Genomic DNA, 22012 nt, shown 5'->3' on the forward strand with positions numbered 1-22012 from the left:
CCCCACAGCCCCACCGGGCGTCCCACCGCTTCACCGCCCCACCGCTTCACGAGCCCACCCCTCCCCCGGCCTGCCGCCGGGGCCCCCGATCTCCCCGGGGGCGGCGGAACCCGCTGCGCCGCCCCCGGGTGAGCCGTGCCACCCGTAAGGAACCACCCGCACCACACCTCACATTGGCCACCGTCGAAGGGACTCGACGATGCACCCCGTACGAAGCCGCATCCGCCTGCGAGCCGCGGCCGTCGCCGCGGCGCTCGCCGCTCTGCTCCTGGCCCCGCTGCCCGCCGCCCCGCGCGCCGAGGCAGCCGCCACGCTCACCAACGCCGGGTTCGAGAGCGACGCGGCCGGCACCACCACCCCTGCAGGCTGGTCCACCTACTCCGCCGCCGGCCAGAACGCCGCCTCGTTCACCGAGGCCGGGGGCCACGGCGGCAGTTACCGCCTCAGTCACTGGTCGGGGTCCGCGTACAAGGTCGAGACATACCAGTACCTCTCCGGCCTCGCCGACGGCACGTACACGCTCAGCGCCTGGGTCCGCTCCGGCGGCGGGCAGAACTCCGCCTATCTGGCCCTGCGCAACTGCGGCTCCGCCGAACAGCGCACCGACCTGCCCGTCACGTCCACCTGGATACGGATCGTCACCCCCGTCACCGTCTCGGGCGGTGCGTGCACCGTCAGCGTCAACTCCGATGCCAACGCCGGGAACTGGCTCAACGTCGACGACCTGACGTTCACGTCCGGCACTACCGGGCTCACGGTCCGGGGCGTCGACCTCTCCGCGCTCAAGAAGAGCGAGGACCTCGGCGGGACCTACAAGTCGAGCACCGGCGCCACCGGCGACGCGGTCGCCCTCCTCAAGAACGCGGGGGCGAACTACGGCCGCCTCAAGGTGTGGGTGAACCCGGCGGACGGCTACAACAACAAGGCCCGCGTCCTCGCCACCGCCCAGAAGATCAAGGCGCAGGGCATGAAGCTCCTCGTCGACTTCCACTACTCCGACATCTGGGCCGACCCCGGCGCCCAGACCAAGCCCGCCGCCTGGTCCGGCCACTCGTACAGCCAGCTCAGGACCGACGTCTACAACCACACCTACGACGTCCTGAACGCCCTCAAGGCACAGGGCACCACGGCCGACATGGTGCAGATCGGCAACGAGATCAACACCGGCATGCTCTGGCCCGAGGGCTCGACGTCGAACTGGTCGCAGCTCGGCGGGCTGTTGAAGTCCGGCATCTCCGCCGCCAAGGCGGTCTCGTCGAACACGCAGATCGCGCTGCACCTCGCCCACGGCGGCGACAACGCCCTCTACCGGACGTGGTTCGACAACGCGACCGCACAGGGCGTGAGTTACGACGTCATCGCGCTCTCCTTCTACGGCTACTGGCACGGCGCGCTCTCCGCGCTCCAGACCAACCTCGATGACGTCTCCGCCCGTTACGGCAAGAAGGTCATGGTCGCCGAAACCGCGTACCCGTTCCGCCTCGACAGCGAGGACACCCACGAGAACATCATCGACCTGTCGAGCGAGCTGGTCACCGGCTACCCGGCGAGCAGCGCCGGCCAGTCGGCCTGGCTGCGGGACGTCATGAACGTCGTCGAGGCCGTGCCGAACGGCCGCGGTCTCGGGGTCGTCTACTGGGAACCGGCCTGGACCGCCGTCACCGGCAACGGCTGGGACCCCGCCGACTCCTCCTCGGGCAACGGCTGGGAGAACCAGGCCCTGTTCGACTACGACAGCAAGCTGCTCCCGGCGGCCGGCTGGCTCGCCCACCGCTGACGCACCACTGTCGTACCGCTGACGCACCGCTCACAGACCCCGAAGGGGCCGGACTCGTCCGCGAGTCCGGCCCCTTCGGCATGCCCTGCTACCACTCGGCCAGCGAGCCGTCGTCGCGCCGCCACGCCGGGTTGCGCCAGCGGTGACCGACCTCGGCGGCCCGCTCGACCGCCTTCTCGTCGACCTCGATGCCGAGCCCCGGGCCGGTGGGCAGCCCCACGTGCCCGTCCTCGTACCGGAAGACCGACGGGTCCACGAGGTAGTCGAGCAGGTCCGAGCCGGTGTTGTAGTGGATGCCGAGGCTCTGTTCCTGGATCAGCAGGTTCGGCGCGGCGAAGCCGACCTGGAGGCAGGAGGCGAGCGCGATCGGACCCAGCGGGCAGTGCGGGGCGAGGGAGACGTCGTACGCCTCCGCCATCGCGGCGATCCTCCGCACCTCCGAGATGCCGCCCGCGTGCGAGAGGTCCGGCTGCGCGACCGCGATGCCTTGGTCGAGGACCTTCTTGAAGTCCCAGCGGGAGTAGAGGCGTTCGCCGGTGGCGATGGGGATCGAGGTGGAGCGGACGATGTCGCCGATGTGGTCGCTCATCTCCGGGACGACCGGCTCCTCCACGAAGAAGGGCAGGTACGGCTCCAGGAGCGGCAGGACGCGGCGGGCCATGGGCGCGGTGAGACGGCCGTGGAAGTCGATCGCGATGTCGAACTCGTCGCCGACGGCCTCGCGAATGGAGGCGACGCGCTCGACGATGCCGTGGACGGCCGCCGGGGTGTCGATGAGCCGCAGCTGCGCGGAGGCGTTCATCTTGATCGCGGTGAAGCCCTCGTTCTTCCGCGCGAGGGCCTCGGAGGCGACCTCGTCGGGCCGGTCGCCGCCGATCCAGCTGTAGACCCGGGCGCGGTCGCGGACGTTGCCGCCGAGGAGCTGCCACACGGGGACGCCGAGGGCCTTGCCCGTGATGTCCCAGAGGGCCTGGTCGATGCCGGCGACGGCGCTGGAGAGGACGGGGCCGCCGCGGTAGAAGCCGCCCTTGGTGAGGACCTGCCAGTGGTCCTCGATCCTCATCGGGTCCCGGCCGATCAGGTAGTCGGAGAGCTCCTCGACGGCGGCGGCGACGGTGTGCGCGCGGCCCTCGACGACGGGCTCGCCCCAGCCCGTGATGCCCTCGTCGGTCTCGATGCGCAGGAAGCACCAGCGCGGGGCGACGAGGTAGGTGCGCAGGGAGGTGATCTTCACTTGGAGTCCTTCTTCACGGTCCAGCCGCCGTCGACGACCAGGTTCGTTCCGGTGATGTAGGCGGCGTCGGCGGAGGCGAGGAAGGCGACGGCGGACGCCACTTCCTCGGGGCGGCCGAGCCGGGCGAGTGCCGTGGCGGCGGCGGACATCCGCCGCCCCTCCTCGTCGACGTCGTTCCACACGTCGGTGAGGATCGGTCCTGGCAGGACGGAGTTGAAGCGCACGTCAGGCCCGTACTCGACGGCGAACTGCCGTACCAGCGCGCACATTCCGCCCTTCGCGGCGGCGTACGCGGGGTAGCCGGGGAGTCCGAAGTCGGCGTGGACGCTGGAGGTGGCGACGACGCTGCCGCGCTCGGCGCGCAGGTCGTCGAGGAAGGTGCGGGTGGCGAGGTAGAGGGCCCGCAGGTTGACCGCCATCTCCCGGTCCCAGAGGGCGACGGGGAGTTCGTGGGCGGCGGCCGTGGTGTGGGTGAAGGCGTTGCTGTGGAGGATGCCGACCGGGCCGAAGCGGGTGTGGGCCTCCTCGCGCAGCGCGGTCCAGTCCTCCTCGGAGGAGACGTCGCAGCGTACGTAGGCGGCGCGGCCGCCGTCGGCGCGGATCGCCGCGGCGACGGCCTCGCCCGCCTCGTCGGCGATGTCGGAGACGAGGACCGCGGCGCCCTCGGCGGCGAGGCGGGCCGCGCTGGCGGCGCCGATGCCCGAGGCCGCGCCGGTGACGACGGCGGTCTGTCCGGAGAAACGGTTCATGGTGGTGGGTTCCTGTGTGGTCGTACGGAGCGGGGCGGTCGGGTTCGGAGGCTCAGCGGCTGATGTCCTGGGCGGCGAGCAGGCCAAGTTCGGCGCGGCGCGGGAGGCCCTCCCAGTCGCCGGGGACGGAGACCGCGAAGGCTCCGCAGAGCGCGGCGAGACGGAGACGTTCCGGTGCCGGGGAGCCGTCGAGTACGGCGGCGAGGTAGCCGGAGACGAAGGCGTCGCCCGCGCCGACGGGGTCGACGGCCGTGACGGGTACGGCCTGTTGGACGTGGAGCTCGCCGTCGGCGACCGCGAGGGCCCCGTCGGCGCCGAGCTTGAGCACGGCCTGCGCGGGGCCGAGCCGGGTCAGGGCGCGGGCCATCCGTTCCGGCTCGTCCTCGGGCACCTCGGGCACGAAGAGGGAGGCCTCCTCGGGTCCGGCGAAGACGATGTCGGCGTACGGGAGGAGGCGGGCGAGGACATTGGCGGCCTCGGTGCGGCTCCAGAGGCGTTCGCGGTGGTTGACGTCGAAGGAGACGGTGACCCCGGCGGCCCGGGCGACCGCGACGGCGTGCTCGACGGCGGCGCGGGCCGTGGTGCTCAACGCCGGGGTGATGCCCGTGACATGGAGGATCCGGGCCCCGGTGAGCTGTGCTTCGTCGAGGTCGGCGGGAGCGAGCCGGGAGCCGGCGAGTCCGGCGCGGTAGTACGTGACGCGGAGCCGGTCGGCGGTGCGGCGTTCGCGGAGCATCAGGCCGGTGGGGGCCGCCGGGTCCGTACGGGCGCCGGAGACGTCGACGCCCTCGGCGCGGAGTCCGGCGAGGACCATCGCGCCCGTCGCGTCGTCCCCGACGCGGCCGGTCCAGGCCGCGCGGTGACCGAGCCGGCTGACGCCGATGGCGACGGTCGCCTCCGCGCCCGCCCAGCCGAGCCGCAGGGGTGCTCCCGTGGCGAACGGGCCGGGCGCGGTGGCGGCGGCGACCGCCATGACCTCGCCGAGGGTGACCAGTTCGGGCGCTGCCGGCGTCATCGGCGTATGCCGTCGAGGAAGGCGGCCGCGCGGTCGGCGAGGGCCGCGAGGGAGCCGCCCTCGCAGGCGTCCCCGACGAGGGGGCTGCCGACGCCGAGGGCGGTGGCGCCGGCGGCGAGGTAGGCGGGGGCGTCGGCGGCGCCGATACCGCCGGTCGGGACGAGGGGGATGTCGGGCAGCGGGGCGCGGACGGCGCGGAGGTACTCCGGTCCGCCGGTCGCGGCGGGGAAGAGCTTCACCATGGTGGCGCCGGCGCGCCAGGCGGTGAGGATCTCGGTGGGTGTGTAGGCGCCGGGGAGCACCGGGACGTCCAGGCGGACGGCCTCGGCGATGACCTCGGTGAAGGTGGTCGGGGTGATGAGGTAGGTGGCTCCGGCCTCGACGGCGGCCCGGGCCTCGGCGGGCGTGGTCACCGTGCCCGCGCCGAGCGCGAGCCCGGGCGGGGCGTCGGCGGCGTACTCGCGGAGCGCGTCGAGGACTCCGGGGGTGGTGAGGGTGAACTCGGCGGCGCGGACGCCGGAGGCCCGGAGGGTGTCCGTGACTTCGGCGAAGCGGGCGGCGGAGGCGGAGCGGAGGATCGCGATGACGGGAGCGGCGGCCAGCGCGGCGCGCAGGCCTTCGTGCGCGGCGCTCGGCGTGGCACGCGGGTTGGCTGTCCGGGTGGCACTCGGGGTGGCGTCGTGGTGTGGGGTGGTCATGGTGCGGTGCTTCCTTGCGGTCTGGGCGCGTTCCGCCGGGGTCAGTGGTCGGCGTATCGAGTGCCGGGGGGGGCAGTGGTCGGCGTACCGAATGCCGGGAGTGATTGGTCGGCGTACCGAGTGCCGGGGGTCAGTGGTCGGCGTACGGAGTGGTGGGCAGGCCGGTGGCGCCGGGGCGGCAGACGAAGAGGCGGCCGGCGTGGGGCTCGGCGAGCCGGGCTTCCTCGTCGAGGCCCTCGGTCGCCGTGGTGATGACCAGGACGTCGCGTGCGGGGCCGGCGAAGGCGCAGCTCGTCACGTGCGAGGCGGGTACCTCCACGCGGGCGTGGAGGGTGCCGTCGGGGGTGAAGGCGAGGACTTCGCCGCCTCCCCACACGGCGACCCAGACGCGGCCCGCGCTGTCGACGGTGAGTCCGTCGGGGACGCCCCGGTCGAGGACGGCGAAGGGGCGCCGGTCGCTCAGGGCGCCGTTCTCGGGGTCGTAGGCGAAGACGTCGACGCGGCCGGTGGGGCTGTCGGCGTAGTAGAGGAGGCTGCCGTCGGGGCTCCAGCCGAGGCCGTTGGAGATGGTGACGGAGTCGAGCAGGGGGGCGAGTCCGTCGTCGTCGAGGCGGTAGAGGGTGCCCGCGCCGGGGCTCTCGTCGTACGCCATGGTGCCGGCGAGGAGCCGGCCGACGGGGTCGACGGCGGCGTCGTTCATGCGGCGCGGCAGGCCGTCGTCGGGGAGGACGGGCGCGGCGAGTTCGACGGCCTCGGCGACCGGGCGGCCCTCGGCGAGGTGCAGGACGGAGGTGCCGGCGGCGGCGAGGAGGGCTCCGGAGGCGCAGAGGGCGACGGCGCCGACGGGGCGGTCGAAGCGGAGGGTGGCGAGGGGCGCCAGGTCGGGCCCGTCCTCTCCGTCGGTCAGGCCGGCGCGGTGGACCAGGCCGTCCGGGATGTCCACCCAGAGCATTTCCTGGCGCCGGTCGTCCCAGAGGGGTCCTTCCGTCAGGCGTCCGGGCAGGGGGGAGCAGGGCACGGCCCTGAGGTGCAGCATCTGTCCTCCACGGTTGTCCTCGGCTGGCTCCACAAAAGCTAGGGCTTCGTCTAACGGTTGTAAATAACCCCTGCACCGCTTCTTCCAACCCTTCGAATAAGATCGCCGGGACAGCACGGCCGCGTCGTGCCCCGTCGACCGGAGGACAGCACAGATGATCAAGCGGACGTCGCAGGACATCCGACGCCTCAACCGCTTCGAGGTCCTGCGGCGCGTCTACGCGGGCCCGGGCGCGATGAGCCGCCAGGACATCGCGGCGGCGACCGGGCTCTCCTTCGCCACCGTCGCCAACCTCACCGCCGAGCTCCTGGAGGCCGGCGTCCTCGTCGAGGCCGGCCACGAGGACTCCAGCGGCGGCCGGCCCCGCGCCCGCCTCGCCGTCAACGCCGAGCGGGGCGCGCTGATCGGTGTCGACATCGCCGAGACCTCGGTGCACGCCGAACTCTTCGACCTGGCCCTTGAGGTCCGGCACTCGGTCGAGCGCCCGCTCCCGCCGGGTGACGTCCGCCCCTCCGACGTCGTCGACGTCCTCGCCGGCTGCGTGGAGGAGCTGCTGAGCGCCTCCGGGGTACCCCGCGAGCGGGTGCTCGGGGCCGGGGTCAGCGTGCCGGGCATGGTGGAGCGCGAGGGCGGCGTCTCGTCCTTCTCCCCGTACTGGTCCTGGCACGAGGTACCCCTGCGCGCCCTGCTCGACGAGCGCCTCGGGCTGCCCCTGTGGCTCGACAACCCGCTGCGGGCCAGCACGGTCGCGGAGCTGTGGTTCGGCGCCGGGCGCGAGGTGGACGACCTGGTGGTGCTCACCCTGCGGGCCGGTGTCGGCGCCGGGCTCGCGATCGACGGGCAGCTCTACCGGGGCTTCACCAACAGCGCGGGCGAGTGGGGCCACACCTGCATCGCCCTCGACGGCCGCCTGTGCACCTGCGGCAACCGGGGCTGTGTGGAGGCGTACGTGAGCACCCGGGGGATCGCGCAGACCTGGCGCGAACTCGCGGCCGACGACGAGCGGGCGACGGGGACGGGGCCGGGGACGGGCGCGGGCACGGGGACGGCGGTGGGACCGGGGGAAGGCTCTGGGACAGAGCCGGGACCGGGGACAGGGTCGGGACCGGGGACAGGGCCGGGACCCGGGCAGGACGACGCGGCCACGGTCGCCGCCCTGGCGCGCGCGGCGGCGGAGCAGGACCCGACGGCCGCCGCCGTCATCGACAGGACCGGGCGCTACCTGGGTGCGGCGGTGGCCAATCTGGTCAACCTCTTCAACCCCCGGGTGCTCGTCCTCGGCAACCAGGTCGTCGACCTGCTCGGGGAGCGGCTGCTGACCGCCACGTACGAGGCGGTGATCCGGCACGCGCTCCCGCTGCCGTACCGGGCCGCGACCCTGCGGCGCAGCGCGGTCCCGCACAACGCGGTCACCCGGGGGGCGGCCACCTTCGCCCTGGAGGGCTTCCTCAACGACCGGGAGGTCTTCGGGCCGGTCAGCCGGATGCGTCAGCCCCGGGAGCGCCGGGACGGCCGGCGCGCCGGGTCCGCCGATGCGGAGGCCTGAGGGGCCCCGGACCGGAGCGGGCCGGCGGGTCTCACCGCCCGGCTCAGCCCCCGGCTCACCGCCCGGCTCACGGCCCGACTCAGTACCTTCTTCAGCGCCTGCTTCAGCGCCCGCCCCGGTGCCCCAGCCTGGCCGAGAGGTCGCCGGCGCCCCGCGCGGCGAGGGCTGTCAGTTCGTTCTCCCGGTCCTCGCTCCAGCGGTGGACCGGCACCGAGACGGACAGCGCCGCGACGACGCGCCCCGACCGGTCCCGTACGGGCGCGGCGACACAGCTGACGTCCGGGTTGGACTCCTGGAGCTCGACGGCGACACCGAGGATCCCGATCTCCGCGAGCGCGGCCCGCAGCACGTCCGGATCGCTGAGGCTGTTCGGCGTCATGGACTCCAACGGCCCTTCTTCGAGCCGCTCTTCGAGGCGCGCTTCGAGCTCGGCCGCGGGGAGGGAGGCAAGGAGCATCTTGCCGACGGCGGTGCAGTGGGCGGGAAGCCGGCGGCCCGTCGCGGAGACCATCCGCACCGCGTGCGTGGAGTCGACCTTGGCGATGTAGATGACGTCCATGCCCTCCAGGAGGGCCACGTGGACGGTCTCGCCGCAGGTGTCGGCCACCTCGCGGGCGACCTGGTGGCCTTCGGCGGCGAGGTCGAGCTGCTCCGCGTACCGGCTGCCGAGCTGGTACGTGCGGACGCCGAGCCGGTAGCGGCCGGGCTGCTCCGGCACCGGGACGAGGTAGTTGCGGGCGGTCAGGGTGGCGACCAGCTCGTGCACGGTCGTGCGCGGCAGCTGGAGCCTGCGGGTGATCTCGGGCGCGGACAGCGTCCCGTCGCCCTGGAGGAAGAGCTCCAGTATGTCGAAAGCCCTGGTCACCGCCGGAACGAGTCGTCCCACGAGGCCCACCCCACCTTCTGCTCGTGCGAGATTCCGGGAGGCGTCCGCGTGGACGCGCTCCCATTGACACGTCGGCGGGCCGCTGCCTACGGTCTCGCCGATCCACCGAACAGTATTCGATATCTCGAACATCACGCCAGCGTCCCCGGGGAGCAACCACCGTGCGCATCACGGGAATCACCACGCATGTCGTCGGAACGCCCTGGCGCGATCTGACCTACGTCCTGGTCCACACCGACGAGGGCCTGACCGGGGTCGGCGAGACCCGGATGCTCGGGCACACCGACGCCCTGATCGGCTATCTCCGCGAGGCGGAGGACCGTCACATCGCCGGTTCCGACCCGTTCGCGGTCGAGGATCTCGTACGCCGCATGAAGTACGGCGACTTCGGGCGGGCCGGGGAGATCGTGATGTCCGGCATCGCCGTCGTGGAGACGGCCTGCTGGGACATCAAGGGCAAGGCGCTCGGCGTGCCGGTGTGGCAGCTGCTCGGCGGGCAGGTGACCGACCGGGTGCCGGCGTACGCGAACGGCTGGTACACGACCGAGCGGACCCCGGAGGCCTACCACGCGGCGGCCCGCGAGGTCGTGGCCCGCGGCTACCGGGCGCTGAAGATCGACCCGTTCGGGAACGGCCGGTTCGAGCTGGACGCCGAGCGTTCGCGGTACGCGGTCTCGCTCATCGAGGCCGTGCGGGACGCGATCGGCCCGGACACGGAGCTGATGGTCGAGATGCACGGCCGCTTCTCCCCCGCGACGGCCGTCCGGCTCGCCCGCGACCTGGCCCCGTTCCGGCCCGCGTGGCTGGAGGAGCCGGTGCCGCCGGAGAACCTCAAGGCCCTGCGGAAGGTGGCCGAGAAGGTCGACCTGCCGATCGCGACCGGGGAACGGATCCACGACCGGATCGAGTTCCGGGAGCTGTTCGAGTCGCAGGCGGCCGACATCGTCCAGCCGGACGTCGGGCACATCGGCGGCATCCTGGAGGCCAGGAAGCTCGCCGCCACCGCCGAGACCCACTACGTGCTCGTCGCCCCGCACAACGTCGGAGGGTCGGTCCTCACCGCCGCCTCCCTCCAGCTCGCCGCCTGCACACCGAACTTCAAGGTCCTGGAGCACTTCAACGACTTCGCGGACGCCGAGATCAAGAAGGTGGTGCGCGGGGCGCCGGAGGTCGATCCGGAGACGGGCTGCTTCACCGTCTCGCACGCGCCGGGACTCGGCGTCGAGCTGGACGTGGACGCGGCGGCCGAATTCCCGCAGCAGCGGGCCCGGTTCGACCTGTGGGCCGAGGGCTGGGAGAAGAGGAGGCCCCGATGAGCGATGGACCCGCGAGCCGAGGACCGGCCAGTCCCAGTCGCAGTCCCGTTCCCAGTCCCGTTCCCAGTTCCAGTCCCAGTCCCAGTCCCAGGCCCAGTCGCAGTCCCAGTCGCGCGATCGTCGTCGACCGTCCCGGCGAACATCACCTCGTCGAGCAGGAGTTGCCCGAGCCAGGACCGGGTGAGGTCCGGGTGCGGGTCGCCGCCGCCGGGATCTGTCTGAGCGACCGCGAGCTGTACGACGGTCACCGCGCCCCGGGGTATGTCCGCTATCCGGTGGTGCCGGGGCACGAGTGGTCCGGCACCGTGGAGGCCGTCGGCTCCGGGGTGGACCCCGCGCTGGTGGGCCGGCCGTGCGTCGCCGAGGGCTTCCGGGCCTGCGGCACGTGCGAGCGGTGCCGGTACGGGGAGACCAGCCTCTGCACCGCCGGGTACGCGGAGACCGGCTTCACCGAACCGGGCGCCTTCGCCGACCATCTGCTGGTCCCGGCACGCCTGCTGCACCCGCTCCCCCACGGCGTGGACCTGCGGGCCGCCGCCCTTCTCGAACCCGCCGCCGTCGTCGCGGCAGCCGTACGGGCCGGGCGGCCGCGCCCTGGCGAGCGGATCGCCGTCGTCGGCGCCGGGACGCTCGGCCTGCTCGCCGTCCAGTGGCTCGCCGCGTCCTCCCCCGCCGAGCTCGCCGTCGTCGACCCCCGGGCGGAGCGGGCCGCGCAGGCCCTGGTCTTCGGCGCCGACCGTGCGCTGTCCCCGGCGGAGGCGGCGGCGGACGGCGTGTCCGGGCGCTACGACCTGGTCGTGGAGACCGCCGGGGCGCCCACGACGGCCGCGTCCTCCTGCCTCCTCGCGCGGCGGGGCGGACGGGTGGTGCTGACCGGCATGTTCACGGCGGGCGCCACCGGGATCGACCCGGTCCATCTGTCGGTGAGCCAACTGGAGCTCCGCTCCGTCTTCGGCGCCTCCTCCGCCGCCTGGGCGGACGTGGTGCGCGCCTTCTCGGCCGGGATCCTCGACCCGGCGCCCCTCGTCACGCACACGTTCCCGCTGGAGCGGTTCGGCGAGGCGCTCGCCCTGGTGGGCGGCGGCGCGGCGGGGACCGGCAAGGTCCTGCTGCTCCCCTGAGAACCGCCCGGCCCGCCCCTCCCGGCCCGGCCATCCCGCCCCTCCCACCCTCCTACCTCTCCCGCCCCTCCCGCCTCTCCCGCCTCTCCCGCCTCTCCCGGCCGGCCCTTCCCGCTCCGCACCTCGTCCGACCTCCCGAATCAGAGGATCCCGATGACCACGCGACCGGCACCCCGACGACCCGGCGGCGAAGCGCTCCGCCGCATCGGCCACCCCGTACCGGCGGACGACCTCGCCGCCACCTCCCCGCACACCTTCCCCGACGGCGGGCTGTGGCGGACCGAACTCCCGTCCGTCGAGGGCCCCGAGGCGCTCGCCGTCGTCCTCGCGGAGAGCGAGCGGCTCGGCGTTCCCGTGCACCGGGTCAGCCAGGGCAGCGGCGTCTGGATGCTCACCGACGCGGAGATCACCGAGATGGTCGGCGCCTGCGCCGAACGCTCCGTCGAGCTCTGCCTGTTCACCGGACCGCGAGGCACCTGGGACACCGGGGCCGCCACGCGCACCGAATCCGGCGGCGCCGGGCTCCGCGCCCGGGGCCATGACGGACTCGCCGGCTGTGTCGAAGATGCCCTGCGCGCCGCCGAGTTGGGCGTCCGCTGCCTGCTCGTCGCCGACGAGGGCGTCCTGTGGACGCTGCACCGGCTGCGTACCGAAGGGGTGTTGCCCGGCGACACCACCTTCAAGGTGTCCGCGCTGATCGGCCCGGTCAATCCGGCGGCGTTCGCCGTCCACGAGCGGCTCGGCGCCGACTCGCTCAACGTGCCCTCCGACCTGACCCTCGCGCATCTCACGGAGATCCGCCGGGTCAGCCGCGCGCCCATGGATCTGTACGTCGAGGCTCCGGACGACCTCGGAGGGTACGTCCGGATGTACGAGGCGGCCGAGTTGATCCGGCGGGGCGCGCCGCTGTACCTGAAGTTCGGGCTGAGCCGGGCGGCCGGGATCTACCCCTACGGCGCGCACCTGCGGGACCAGGCCCTCGCCACCGCGCGCGAGCGGGTACGGCGCGGGCGGCTCGTCCTCGACCTGCTCGCCCGGCTCGGGGCGGACGGCGGGATGTCCCCGCTCGGCTCCCGGGACCCCGGCGAGCTGCGCCGCTTCCCCGTCACCGACGACGCCCCTTCGGCCAGGCGCGATGTCGAAGCGCTTCGATATTCCTGATCCTGGACCCTGGACACGTCAGCACGGTCACGTTACGGTCTCGCTGGGTCGCCGAAGCGATCACTCGACGGTCTTCGTCGAAGCGTTTCACCACTGTCACGGGCCGCGGGGAGAACGGATGGTCACCCTTGTCGACGTCGCCCGGCACGCCGGTGTGTCGGCGAGCACGGTCAGCTACGTGCTCAGCGGCAAGCGTCCCATCTCCGGCCCGACCCGACTGCGGGTACGGGCCAGCATCGAGCAGCTCGGCTACCAACCGCACGCGGGTGCACGGGCGTTGGCGCGCGGCCGTTCGCGGATCATCGCGCTCATGGTGCCCCTGCGGACCGACATGTACGTGCCGGTGATGCTGGAGATCGCGGTCAGCGTCGCCACGACCGCCCGGGGCCACGGCTACGACGTGCTGCTGCTCACCGGCGAGGAGGGCCCCTCGGCGCTGCGCCGGGTCACCGGTAGCGGCCTGGCCGAGGCGGTGATCCTGATGGACGTCCAGCTCGACGACGAGCGACTGCCGGTGCTGCGTGCGGCCGGCCCGCCCGCCGTCCTCGTCGGGCTGCCCGCCGATCCCGCGGGACTGAACTGTGTCGACCTGGACTTCACGGCCGCCGGGGCGCTCTGTGTGGAGCACCTGGCCGGGCTCGGGCACCGGGAGATCGCCGTGATCGGCGAGGCCCCCGGCGTCTACGCCCGGCACACCGGCTTCGCCGAGCGGACCCTGCGCGGCCTGCGCGACCGGGCGGCCGGGCTCGGCGTCGGTCTGCTGCACCGGCCCTGCGAGGGCGGACACGACGCCGTCGCGGGGGTGCTGGCCCGGATCTTCGACGAGCGGCCCGGGGTCAGCGCCTTCGTCGTGCAGAACGAGACGGCCGTCGAGCCGCTGCTCGCGCTTCTGCGGAGGACGGGGCGGGCCGTTCCCGAGGACGTGTCGGTGGTCGCCGTCTGCCCGGAGCCGATCGCCGCGCAGGCCTCGGTGGCGCTCACCTCGGTGGCGATCCCCGCGCAGGAGCTGGGCCGCCGGGCCGTGGAGCGACTGATCGCGGGACTCTCGACGCACCCCGCAGACGAGGATCCGGCGCACCCCGTCGGCGAGGGAGCGGCGCGTGCCGCCCGCGACGGGTCGGCGCACGACGGGGCCGTGGGCGTCGAGCTCCTCACCCCGGGCCTGACGGTCCGGGACAGCTCCGGGCCCCCGCCGGCGCGTGCGGTCAGGAACTGATGGTCCGCTCCTCGCCCGCGCGCAGGACGAGCCGGGACGCCCCCGCCGGGCTCCTGAGCTCGACCTCCACGTCCCGGTCCGGCCGGACGACCGCCCGGTACTCCCCCGGTGACCACGTCAGGTCGACGCGCGCGCCGAACCGGGTCCGTACGCCCGTGAGCCGGCCGCGCGGGCAGCGGGCGGGCTGCGCGGGCAGGAGCACGAGCCGCTCGGGCGTCGACTGCACGAGGGCCTCGATGAGGAGCGCGGGCAGGGTGTGCGCGGCGTCGGCGTTGTAGACGTCGCGGCCGGGATAGTGCGCGCTCATGAGGGAGGCGTGGAAGTAGTCGCCGGTGAGCACTCGGGCGAGGGCGTCCTCGGTGCGGGCGGCGTCCCGCAGCCGGGCGGCGACCAGACCGTGGTGGAGGTGGCCGTGGGCCGAGTCGTTCTCGCTGCCCCGGAGTTCGAGGGCACGGCGGGCGGCCGCGGCGAGGTCGGGGGTGTCGTACGGGTTGATGTCGTCCAGCGGCCACACCGGGTAGAGGTGGCTGAGGTGCCGGTGGTCGTAGCGGTCGCCGAGACCGGGCCGGGTCCATTCGGCGAGCGCGCCGTCGTCGTTGACCCGGTACGGCGGGAGCCGGTCGGCGAGCGCCCGGAGCCGGGTGGCGTCCGGGTCCGGGGCACGGTCGGCGGCGGCGCGCAGGGCGTGCCGGGCGGCGGCGATGTCCATGGTGGCGTCGACCGCGCCCCAGCCTCCGCCGCGGGGGCGGTTCTCCGGGGAGTAGGAGGGGACGATCACGATCCGGCCGTCGGGTCCGGTGCGGGTGAGGAAGTCCTCGTAGAAGGCGGCGAGTTCGCCGAGGAGGGCGGTGACGCGCGGGTCGCGCCGACCGGTCGCCTCCTCGTGGGCGAGGAGCGGGACGAGCAGCCAGTCGGCTCCGGCCGTCCACAGGTGGAGGGGGTACTCGCGGCTGAAGTGGTACGTGTGGCCCGAGGCGCCGTCCGTGTGGGTGGGGGCGACGATGCCGCGGGCGCCGAAGATGTCCCGGGCGTTGTCCCGCCAGTCCGCCGACTGGCCCTCGATGAGGGCTCGGTGAGCCTCCGTCACCTCGGGGAGATCGGCGGCGACGGCGGAGGCGGTCTGGAGGTTGAGGTTGGCGTTGGTGGTGAACGCCCCCGACCAGGCGGTGTTCCAGTCGCCGGTCCACAGCCCTGGGAGCCGGGGCGGCAGGAGGCCCGAGGAGGAGAGCAGGTGGTAGCGGCCGGCGGCGAAGAGGCGTTCCAGGAGGGCGGGACTGTCGGGGCGGCCGAGCAGCGCGGAGCCGGGGAGGGCCCGTTCTGCCGCGTCCGCGCCGAGGTCGAGGGCGACGCGCCCGTAGGCGGGGCCGTGCAGCGCGGTGTGCCGGGCGAGGAGCCGCGCGTACATGCCGGGGAGGTCGTCGGAGGCACCGGCCAGGGCACGCAGGGCCTCGGTCTCGCGGACCATGTCCGTCTCCGTGGCCCGTTCGTGCCGCCGTACCCGGGTGAGGAGCAGGAGCCGCCGGGCGCCCTCGATCCGTACGCCCGAGGCGGTGACCGTGGTACGCCCGGCGTCGCCGAGGACGAGGGTGAGGCCCGTGTAGCCGAGGGAGCTCTCCGGGTAGCGGGCCCGCAGGGTGAGGACGGTCTCGCGGCGGGCGGAGGCGATGCCGCGCCCCACGTCGAGCGCGGCGGGGACGCCGGGCAGCCGGTGGTCGAGGTCGACCTCGACGACCGGACCGGGCTCGGCGACGTACTGGACGAGGACGTCGTCGGCGCGGGAGACGAAGGCTTCGCTGCGCCGCTCCCCGGACACGCCGGTGACCACCCCGGTGGTGAAGTCGACGGACCGGCGCGTCGCCACGCCGTTGCCGAAGGGCCCGCGCCGGATCCGGGTCTGGAACGCGGGGTGGAAGGGGCGGACCCAGCGCAGCGGCCGGTCGTCCGTGAAGCGTTCGGCGGCGTTCGCGTCCCCGGCGAGCAGGGCGTCCTGGAGGGCGGGCAGGGCTGCGGCGAGGCGGGGCGGCGCGGTGTCGGCGGGGTCGTTGTTCGGCCGTACGAGGGTGTGGTGGGTGACGATCACCCGGTCGTCCTGGGGGTCGCCGAAGACGAGGGCCCCGTGCCGGCCGTTCCCGGCGAGGAAGGCGTCCTCCCAGCGGGCGGCGGGCGCGGGCTCCCAGGTGCCGTGGATCACGGGCGGTCCTCCCCGGGCGCGGGTTCGTGTTCCTCCAGGACGGCGACGCCGAACCGGTCCAGCTTCACGGCTCCCTCCGTCACGGCTCCGGTGAGCAGGTCGCGGTGGCGGCCGGGAAGCGGCACCGTGACGGGGTCGCCGCCGTGGTGGAGGAGGAAGAGCAGGTCGCCGCGGCGGACGGCCTCGACGCCCTCGGGCAGGTCGTCGAGGACGGGGCGCACCCCGGCCTCGCGCGCGACGGAGGCGAGCAGCACGCTCAGGGCGGCGGGTTCGGGGAGGGTGGAGACGTACCAGGCGCGGCCGTTGCGGAGGATGGCGGGGAGTCCGTCGAGTGCGCCGCCCCGGTAGGCGGCGACGGTCTCGGCGCCCGGCGCCGGGGTGAGCTCCTCGGACCAGAGGGTGCCGTGGAAGGTGCCGCAGTCGACGTGCTCGCCCTCGTCGAGCGGCCACCACTCCTGGAGCAGGTCGATGCCGAGGAGGTCGCGGAGCCGGGCGTCCATGCCGCCGGGGCGGACCCGGTCGTCCTGGTCGGCGATGCCGGTGAGGAAGCCGCAGACGAGGGTGCCGCCGTCGCGCACGTACGCGGTGAGGTTCTCGATCGCCGCGTCGTCGAGGAGGTGGAGGTGCGGGACGAGGACGAGCCGGTGGCGGCTCAGGTCGTGGTGGGGGTGGGCGAAGGAGACCGGGAGGTGGGCGTCCCAGAGGGCCCGGTGCCAGGCGCGGACGAGCTCGGCGTGGTCGACGCGGGTGGAGAGCGCCCCGTCCGGGGTCTCGGCCCACCAGGAGTGCCAGTCGTGGAGGAGGGCGATCTCGGTGGTCACGCGGCTCCCCGCGACCCGGGGGCCGAGGGCGGCGAGGTCCTCGCCGATGCGGACGGTCTCGCGGAAGACCCGGCCGCGTTCGCCGGCGTGGCCGAGCATCCCGGAGTGGAACGTCTCTGCTCCCTGGCGGGACGGGCGCCACTGGAAGTAGCAGACGGCGTCGGCGCCGCGGGCGACGGACTGGAGCGCCCAGAGGCGGTTGAGGCCGTACGGCTTGGGGTGGTTGACGCCTCGCCAGTTGACCGCTCCGGCGGCCTGCTCCATGACCATCCACGGTCGGCCGCCGGCCTCGGAGCGGGTCAGGTCGCCGATCATCGCGTTGTACTGGCCGCCGAGCGGGTCGCGGGGGTCGGGGTAGACGTCAACGGAGACGACGTCCTCCTCCGCCGACCACGCCCAGCCGTCCTGGCCGGACCAGAAGGGCATGAAGTTGGTGGTCACGGGGAGGTGCGGGGTGTGGCGGCGGACGATGTCGCGTTCGGCGCGGTAGCACTCCAGGAGCAGGTCGGAGGTGTAGCGCCGGAAGTCGAGGACGTGGGTCGGGTTCTTCAGGTAGTGGGCGCGGCGGGGCGGCAGGACCTCGTCCCACTCCCCGTACCGCTGGCCCCAGAAGTCGCTGCCCCAGGCGGTGTTGAGGGCGTCGAGGGTGCCGTACCGGTCCTGGAGCCAGCGGCGGAAGGTGCGGGCGGCCTCGTCGCCCCAGTCGTGGGTGCAGTACTCGTTGCCGATGTGCCACATGGTCAGGGCGGGGTGGCGGGCGTACCGGGCGGCGAGGTCCTCGGTGATGGCGGCCGCGTGGCGCCGGTAGACCTCGCTGGAGTGGGAGAAGTGCTGGCGGGAGCCCCACCACTCGGTCCTGCCGTCCTCGTCGCGGGGCAGCGTCTCGGGGTGGCGGTGCCCCAGCCACGGCGGGGGCGAGGAGGTGGGGGTGGCGAGGACGACGCCGATGCCGTGCGCGTGCATGAGGTCCATGACCCGGTCGAGCCAGCCGAACTCCCGCGCTCCCGGGGTGGGTTCGATGCGGGACCAGGAGAAGACGCCGAGGGTGACGGAGGTGACTCCGGCCTCGCGCATGAGCCGGGCGTCCTCGGCCCAGGTCTCCTCGGGCCACTGCTCGGGGTTGTAGTCGCCGCCGTAGAGCAGCCGGGGCGGCCGGCCGGGCGGGCGGGTCAGGTCGTCGAGGCTGGGGGGCATCGGGCGGTCTCCGTGGGAGGTGGGGTGGGGACAGGCCGGCACTTGACGGCACAGGCCGAGGCCGAGGTCAGCCCTCGACGGCACAGGGCAAGGCCGGGGTCGGCCCTTGAGGGGACAGGCCGAGGCCGAGGTCAGCCCTTCACGGCGCCGGTCAGCATGCCCTTCCTGAAGTGTTTCTGGACGAAGGGCGAGAGGACGGCGACGGGCAGGAGGGCGAGGACCATGACGGCCATCTGGACGGCGAGTCCGGAGAGGTCGCCGGCCCTGACCGCCTGGCCGAGGCCGACCGGGATCTCCTGTTTCTGGACGAGCTGGATGAGGACGTTCTGCAGCGGCATCATGTTCTGGTCGCTGAGGTAGAGGGAGGCGTTGAACCAGGCGCTCCAGTAACCGACCGCGTAGAACAGGGTGATGACGGCGATCACCGCCCGCGAGAGCGGCATCACGATCTGCCAGAGGATCCGCAGGTCCCCGGCGCCGTCGATCCGTGCGCTGTCGACGAGTTCGGGCGAGATGCCCATGAAGAAGCCGCGCAGGACGAGGATGTTGAAGACGCTGACGGCGCTCGGCAGGATCAGGGCCAGGTAGGTGTCGGTGAGTCCGAGGGTCTGCACCAGCAGGTACGTGGGGATGAGTCCGGCGCCGAAGAACATGGTGGCCATCAGGGCGAGCAGGATGAAGCGGTGCCCGAGCGAGCCGGGCCGGGACAGCCCGTACGCGCAGAGGATCGACACCGTCATCGAGAACACGGTGCCGGCGAGGGTGACGAGCACGCTGACGACCGCCGCGCGCGTGACCTGGCCGCCGCTCAGGAGCTCCTGGTACGCGATGAAGGTGACGTCCCTCGGCACGACCACCAGGCCGCCCACCTCCGTGATCGTCTTCTTCGACGAGAGGCTGGTGACGACGACGATCCACAGCGGCACGAGGACCGCGAGGCAGGCGGCGGCGAGGAGCAGGCCCTTGGCAGCGAGCCCGGCCCGGCCGGGCGGTTCCTCCCAGACGGGCCGGGCGGGCGCCGCCCGCCAGGGGGCGAGGCGCTGGGTCATTTCCGGTACACCCCCTGCTCGCCCATGAGATGGGCGACCTTGTTCGCGGAGAGGACGAGCACGAGGCCGACGACTCCCTTGACCAGTCCGGCGGCGGCCGCGTAGCTGAAGTCCTGGCTGCGCAGGCCGGTCCACCACACGAAGGTGTCGAGGACCTCGGCGGCCCCGGGTCCGACGGCGTCGCGCTGGAGCAGGAGTTGCTCGAAGCCGACGGTGAGGGCGTCGCCGACCCGCAGGACGAGGAGCAGCGCGATCACGGGCCGGAGCGCGGGCAGGGTGACGTGCCACATGCGGCGCCACCGCCCGGCCCCGTCCATGGCGGCGGCCTCGTACAGGTCCTGGTTGACGGCGGCGAGCGCGGCGAGGAAGACGATGACGCCCCAGCCGGCGTCCTTCCAGATGCCTTCGGCGGTGACGAGGAACTTGAAGACCGCCGGGTCGGTCATGAGGTCGAAGCCCTCGTGGCCGTGGCGCCGGAGGGTCTGCGCGATGATCCCGGCGCCGCCGAGGATCTGCTGAAAGACCGTGATGACGAGCACCCAGGAGAAGAAGTGCGGCAGGTACAGGACGGCCTGGACGAGCGCCCGGACCCGGGGCCGCAGCACGCTGTTGACGAGCAGGGCGAGCGCGATGGGCACCGGGAAGAAGAGCACCAGCTGGAGGAGGAAGAGGACGAAGGTGTTCTCGACGGCGTGCCGGAACGACGGGTCGGAGAAGACCCGTTCGAACTGGGCGAGGCCCACCCACGGGCTTTCGAGCATGGCGGTGACGCCGTTGGTGGAGACGTACGGGTCGTAGTCCTGGAAGGCGACGACGTTCCCCAGGATGGGGACGTAGTTGAAGAGCAGGACGAGCGCGAGCGCCGGGACGGTCATGAGGAGGAGGGTCCGGTCGCGCCGGAACCGCCGGCCGAGCGGGACGCGCCCGTCCGTACGGCGTCGGCCCCAGCCCCGGCCCCGGCGGCGGCCCCGGCCCCCGCCGTTTCGGGCACGCGAGGTCGGGCCGTCCGGAGCCCGTACGGCCGCGTCCGCCGCTTTCGTGTCGAGCGTGCTCACGGTCAGCTCGCCGCGGAGCCGTTGGTGTCGAGGAGCTTCCGGTACCAGTCGCGCAGCTCGTCCCCGCCCTTGGTCTTCCACTCGGAGACGGCCTGCTGCATGTCGGAGACCTTCTTGCGGCCCCGGACGATGTCCTTCTCCAGTTGCTCGAAGTCGTTCATGAGGCCGGTCCACCGCGCCGGCTCGGTGATCGTCATCCCGTAGAAGGAGGACTTGGAGGTGTGGGCGCCCATGCGCTGCTGCCACTCGACCATGGACCGGGTGACCTCGGGGGTGTCGGGGTGCGCCACATAGGGGGCGGGGCTGGCGACGAACAGCCAGGAGCTGCTGACCTCCTGGTTGCCCTTGTCGGTCTTGACGGGCAGGCCGTCCTTGACGGTGTGGTGGACGCCCTCGACACCGTAGTCGGTGAGCATCCGCTCCTTGGTGCCGTAGGGCGCGGCGGTGAAGTCGGCGATGGCGAGGGCGTCTTCGACGACGGCCTGGGAGCTGCCCTTCTTCACGAAGGCCCAGATGTTGGCGGGGTTGGTGGCCCACAGCTTCGGGGCGCCGCCGGCGTGGCCGGGGATGTCCATGGCGGCCATGGCGAACGCCGGGTTCTGCGCGGCCTGTTCGGACGTCTTGGCGTACCAGTGGGAGAGGTCGTTGTTGTAGATGAGGCACTGACCCGCGGTGAAGCGGAGGCTGGTGTCACCCTGGTTCTGGGTCTTCTCGTCGGGGTGGACGACTCCGGCGTCGTAGACCTTGCGGGTCCACTCCAGGGCTTCGAGGTACTCGGGGGTCTCGACGCGGTTGACGAGCCTGCCGTCGACGAGGTGCCAGCCGAGCGCCTTGTCGCTGCCGGAGAGCACGCCGAACATGTTGTAGGCGGTCCAGGTCATGTCGCCGCAGGCCCACACCTTCGCCTTGGCGCTGGTGATCTCCTTGGCAAGGGCGAGGAACTCGTCCGCGCTCTTGGGGAGTTGCCATCCCTTGGCGTCGAAGAGGTCCTTGCGGTAGAAGGGGGCGATGTTCGTGACGTACGAGGCGGGCATGGGCAGGCCGCGCAGCTTGCCGCCGAAGAGGGAGCGCTGCCAGGCGTCGGTGGGGATGGCCGCGAGGTTCGGGTACGCCTTCACCTTGTCGCCGGAGAGGTACGGGCCGAGGTCCTCGAACTTGGCGTTGATCGCGCTGGGGATCTTGCCGCCGAGGTTCCAGCCGGGGACGACGACCACGTCGGGTATCTCGCTGGAGGCGAGGACGGCGCCGAGCTTCTGGTCGTAGACGTTGCCGTCCTGGTTCTGCCAGGTGGCCCGGACGCCGATGGCCTCGTTCATGGCCGTGTAGTACGGGTTGTCGGAGGCGGGCGGCGGCCCCCAGAACGGCGCCATGATCGTGAGCGCGCTGCCCTTGCCCTTCTTGGCGGCGACCGAGGCCTTGAGCTCGGCGCTCGGGATGGCACGGGTGAAGCCGGCGGCGGAGCCGTTCTTCGGCGCGATGTCGGGGACGACGACGGTGCCGGCCACGAAGGCGGGGAGGAGCTTCGCCGCGTCCTTGCCGGTCGTGGTGCCGTCCTTCTTCCCGGTGTCCGAGCCGCCGCCGCAGGCCGCGAGCAGCGGCGCGCCGCCGGCCACCGCGGCTGCGGCGACGGCGGTGGAGGCGAGGAAGCCCCTCCGGCTCTGCCCGGTGTCGCTCCGGCTCTGCCCGGTGTCGCTCCGGCTCTCCCCGGTGTCGCTCCGGCTCGGGGTGGATCTCCGGGAGCCCGTGGAGACGGCGTTCGGCGTCATTGCGTCAACCCTTCATGGCACGCGCCAGGGCATACGGCGACCGCGAGGGCGCCGGCCGGCTGCGGTGGTGGAGGTGGAGATGGAGGTGGAGGTGGAGCGGGCGGGGCGGATCCCCCGGGCACTGTCGACCGTCGAGTCGAAGCGCTTCGATGTTGCTGCGAGGTTAAGTGACCGTCACAGG

At 73.3% G+C, this 22012-nt stretch carries 17 protein-coding genes; 6 read left to right on the plus strand and 11 right to left on the minus strand.

What is annotated here, in order from left to right; all coding sequences use genetic code 11:
- The first annotated feature begins 199 nt into the window (after positions 1 to 199).
- On the plus strand, positions 200 to 1777 hold the full coding sequence (locus ACZ6K0_RS38875; protein WP_469234716.1) for a glycoside hydrolase family 53 protein: 1578 nt from the start codon (positions 200 to 202) through the stop codon (positions 1775 to 1777).
- A gap of 88 nt (positions 1778 to 1865) precedes the next feature.
- Here ACZ6K0_RS38875 and dgoD read toward each other — a convergent pair whose 3' ends face one another.
- From dgoD to ACZ6K0_RS38900, 5 genes are all read right to left on the minus strand, one after another.
- Positions 1866 to 3011 carry a galactonate dehydratase gene (dgoD, locus tag ACZ6K0_RS38880; RefSeq protein WP_376410054.1) on the minus strand — a complete coding sequence of 382 codons (1146 nt, stop codon included), beginning with the start codon at positions 3009 to 3011 and terminating at the stop codon, positions 1866 to 1868.
- The gene (locus tag ACZ6K0_RS38885) at positions 3008 to 3760 is read right to left on the minus strand and encodes an SDR family NAD(P)-dependent oxidoreductase (protein WP_376410057.1); all 753 of its coding nucleotides are present in this window, start codon (positions 3758 to 3760) and stop codon (positions 3008 to 3010) included. The genes dgoD and ACZ6K0_RS38885 overlap by 4 nt, the downstream gene beginning before the upstream one ends.
- Before the next feature lie 52 nt (positions 3761 to 3812).
- Positions 3813 to 4775: a sugar kinase gene (locus tag ACZ6K0_RS38890; RefSeq protein WP_469234720.1), complete on the minus strand. Its 963-nt coding sequence runs from the start codon at positions 4773 to 4775 to the stop codon at positions 3813 to 3815.
- The gene (locus ACZ6K0_RS38895) at positions 4772 to 5473 is read right to left on the minus strand and encodes a bifunctional 4-hydroxy-2-oxoglutarate aldolase/2-dehydro-3-deoxy-phosphogluconate aldolase (RefSeq protein WP_469234722.1); all 702 of its coding nucleotides are present in this window, start codon (positions 5471 to 5473) and stop codon (positions 4772 to 4774) included. Before ACZ6K0_RS38895 ends, ACZ6K0_RS38890 begins: the two co-directional genes overlap by 4 nt.
- Before the next feature lie 130 nt (positions 5474 to 5603).
- The gene (locus ACZ6K0_RS38900; protein WP_469234724.1) at positions 5604 to 6509 is read right to left on the minus strand and encodes an SMP-30/gluconolactonase/LRE family protein; all 906 of its coding nucleotides are present in this window, start codon (positions 6507 to 6509) and stop codon (positions 5604 to 5606) included.
- A gap of 154 nt (positions 6510 to 6663) precedes the next feature.
- Between ACZ6K0_RS38900 and ACZ6K0_RS38905 the strand changes: the two genes are divergently transcribed.
- Positions 6664 to 8055 carry an ROK family protein gene (locus ACZ6K0_RS38905; protein ID WP_469234726.1) on the plus strand — a complete coding sequence of 464 codons (1392 nt, stop codon included), beginning with the start codon at positions 6664 to 6666 and terminating at the stop codon, positions 8053 to 8055.
- A 103-nt stretch (positions 8056 to 8158) separates the two neighbouring features.
- Here ACZ6K0_RS38905 and ACZ6K0_RS38910 read toward each other — a convergent pair whose 3' ends face one another.
- Positions 8159 to 8941: an IclR family transcriptional regulator gene (locus ACZ6K0_RS38910; RefSeq protein ID WP_376410072.1), complete on the minus strand. Its 783-nt coding sequence runs from the start codon at positions 8939 to 8941 to the stop codon at positions 8159 to 8161.
- 161 nt (positions 8942 to 9102) lie between these two features.
- Between ACZ6K0_RS38910 and ACZ6K0_RS38915 the strand changes: the two genes are divergently transcribed.
- The 4 genes from ACZ6K0_RS38915 (at position 9103) to ACZ6K0_RS38930 (ending at position 13755) form a co-directional block, all read left to right on the plus strand.
- Entirely contained in the window at positions 9103 to 10257 is a 1155-nt protein-coding gene (locus ACZ6K0_RS38915; protein WP_469234728.1) for a mandelate racemase/muconate lactonizing enzyme family protein, read from the plus strand.
- Between the two features lie 161 nt (positions 10258 to 10418).
- Positions 10419 to 11378, plus strand: a complete 960-nt coding sequence (locus ACZ6K0_RS38920; RefSeq protein WP_469234730.1) for a zinc-dependent alcohol dehydrogenase — start codon at positions 10419 to 10421, stop codon at positions 11376 to 11378.
- Positions 11379 to 11531: 153 nt separating this feature from the next.
- Positions 11532 to 12539, plus strand: coding sequence for a hypothetical protein (locus ACZ6K0_RS38925; protein ID WP_469234731.1), 1008 nt, complete (start codon positions 11532 to 11534; stop codon positions 12537 to 12539).
- Positions 12540 to 12657: 118 nt separating this feature from the next.
- Positions 12658 to 13755 (plus strand): LacI family DNA-binding transcriptional regulator, encoded by a 1098-nt coding sequence (locus tag ACZ6K0_RS38930; RefSeq protein ID WP_469234733.1) that lies wholly within the window; start codon positions 12658 to 12660, stop codon positions 13753 to 13755.
- Here ACZ6K0_RS38930 and ACZ6K0_RS38935 read toward each other — a convergent pair.
- The 5 genes from ACZ6K0_RS38935 to ACZ6K0_RS38955 form a co-directional block, all read right to left on the minus strand.
- Positions 13745 to 15946, minus strand: a complete 2202-nt coding sequence (locus ACZ6K0_RS38935; protein ID WP_469234735.1) for a glycosyl hydrolase family 95 catalytic domain-containing protein — start codon at positions 15944 to 15946, stop codon at positions 13745 to 13747. The genes ACZ6K0_RS38930 and ACZ6K0_RS38935 overlap by 11 nt on opposite strands.
- Complete coding sequence (locus ACZ6K0_RS38940) at positions 15943 to 17961, minus strand: beta-galactosidase (RefSeq protein ID WP_469234737.1); 2019 nt, start codon at positions 17959 to 17961, stop codon at positions 15943 to 15945. Before ACZ6K0_RS38940 ends, ACZ6K0_RS38935 begins: the two co-directional genes overlap by 4 nt.
- A 131-nt stretch (positions 17962 to 18092) precedes the next feature.
- Entirely contained in the window at positions 18093 to 19010 is a 918-nt protein-coding gene (locus tag ACZ6K0_RS38945) for a carbohydrate ABC transporter permease (RefSeq protein WP_469234739.1), read from the minus strand.
- Complete coding sequence (locus ACZ6K0_RS38950; protein ID WP_469234741.1) at positions 19007 to 20065, minus strand: ABC transporter permease; 1059 nt, start codon at positions 20063 to 20065, stop codon at positions 19007 to 19009. Before ACZ6K0_RS38950 ends, ACZ6K0_RS38945 begins: the two co-directional genes overlap by 4 nt.
- A gap of 2 nt (positions 20066 to 20067) precedes the next feature.
- Positions 20068 to 21831, minus strand: a complete 1764-nt coding sequence (locus tag ACZ6K0_RS38955; RefSeq protein WP_469234743.1) for a type 2 periplasmic-binding domain-containing protein — start codon at positions 21829 to 21831, stop codon at positions 20068 to 20070.
- Positions 21832 to 22012: the final 181 nt, after the last annotated feature.

The organism is Streptomyces sp. NPDC042346, assembly GCF_055581845.1.

Excerpts from the sequence above, each read along its gene's own strand:
- ACZ6K0_RS38895 (WP_469234722.1), bottom strand. The coding sequence starts at position 5,473 with ATGACCACCCCACACCACGACGCCACCCCGAGTGCCACCCGGACAGCC.
- ACZ6K0_RS38905 (WP_469234726.1), top strand. The coding sequence starts at position 6,664 with ATGATCAAGCGGACGTCGCAGGACATCCGACGCCTCAACCGCTTCGAG.
- ACZ6K0_RS38955 (WP_469234743.1), bottom strand. The coding sequence starts at position 21,831 with ATGACGCCGAACGCCGTCTCCACGGGCTCCCGGAGATCCACCCCGAGC.
- ACZ6K0_RS38940 (WP_469234737.1), bottom strand. The coding sequence starts at position 17,961 with ATGCCCCCCAGCCTCGACGACCTGACCCGCCCGCCCGGCCGGCCGCCC.
- ACZ6K0_RS38875 (WP_469234716.1), top strand. The coding sequence starts at position 200 with ATGCACCCCGTACGAAGCCGCATCCGCCTGCGAGCCGCGGCCGTCGCC.
- ACZ6K0_RS38930 (WP_469234733.1), top strand. The coding sequence starts at position 12,658 with ATGGTCACCCTTGTCGACGTCGCCCGGCACGCCGGTGTGTCGGCGAGC.
- ACZ6K0_RS38885 (WP_376410057.1), bottom strand. The coding sequence starts at position 3,760 with ATGAACCGTTTCTCCGGACAGACCGCCGTCGTCACCGGCGCGGCCTCG.
- ACZ6K0_RS38925 (WP_469234731.1), top strand. The coding sequence starts at position 11,532 with ATGACCACGCGACCGGCACCCCGACGACCCGGCGGCGAAGCGCTCCGC.
- ACZ6K0_RS38945 (WP_469234739.1), bottom strand. The coding sequence starts at position 19,010 with ATGACCCAGCGCCTCGCCCCCTGGCGGGCGGCGCCCGCCCGGCCCGTC.
- ACZ6K0_RS38900 (WP_469234724.1), bottom strand. The coding sequence starts at position 6,509 with ATGCTGCACCTCAGGGCCGTGCCCTGCTCCCCCCTGCCCGGACGCCTG.
- ACZ6K0_RS38890 (WP_469234720.1), bottom strand. The coding sequence starts at position 4,775 with ATGACGCCGGCAGCGCCCGAACTGGTCACCCTCGGCGAGGTCATGGCG.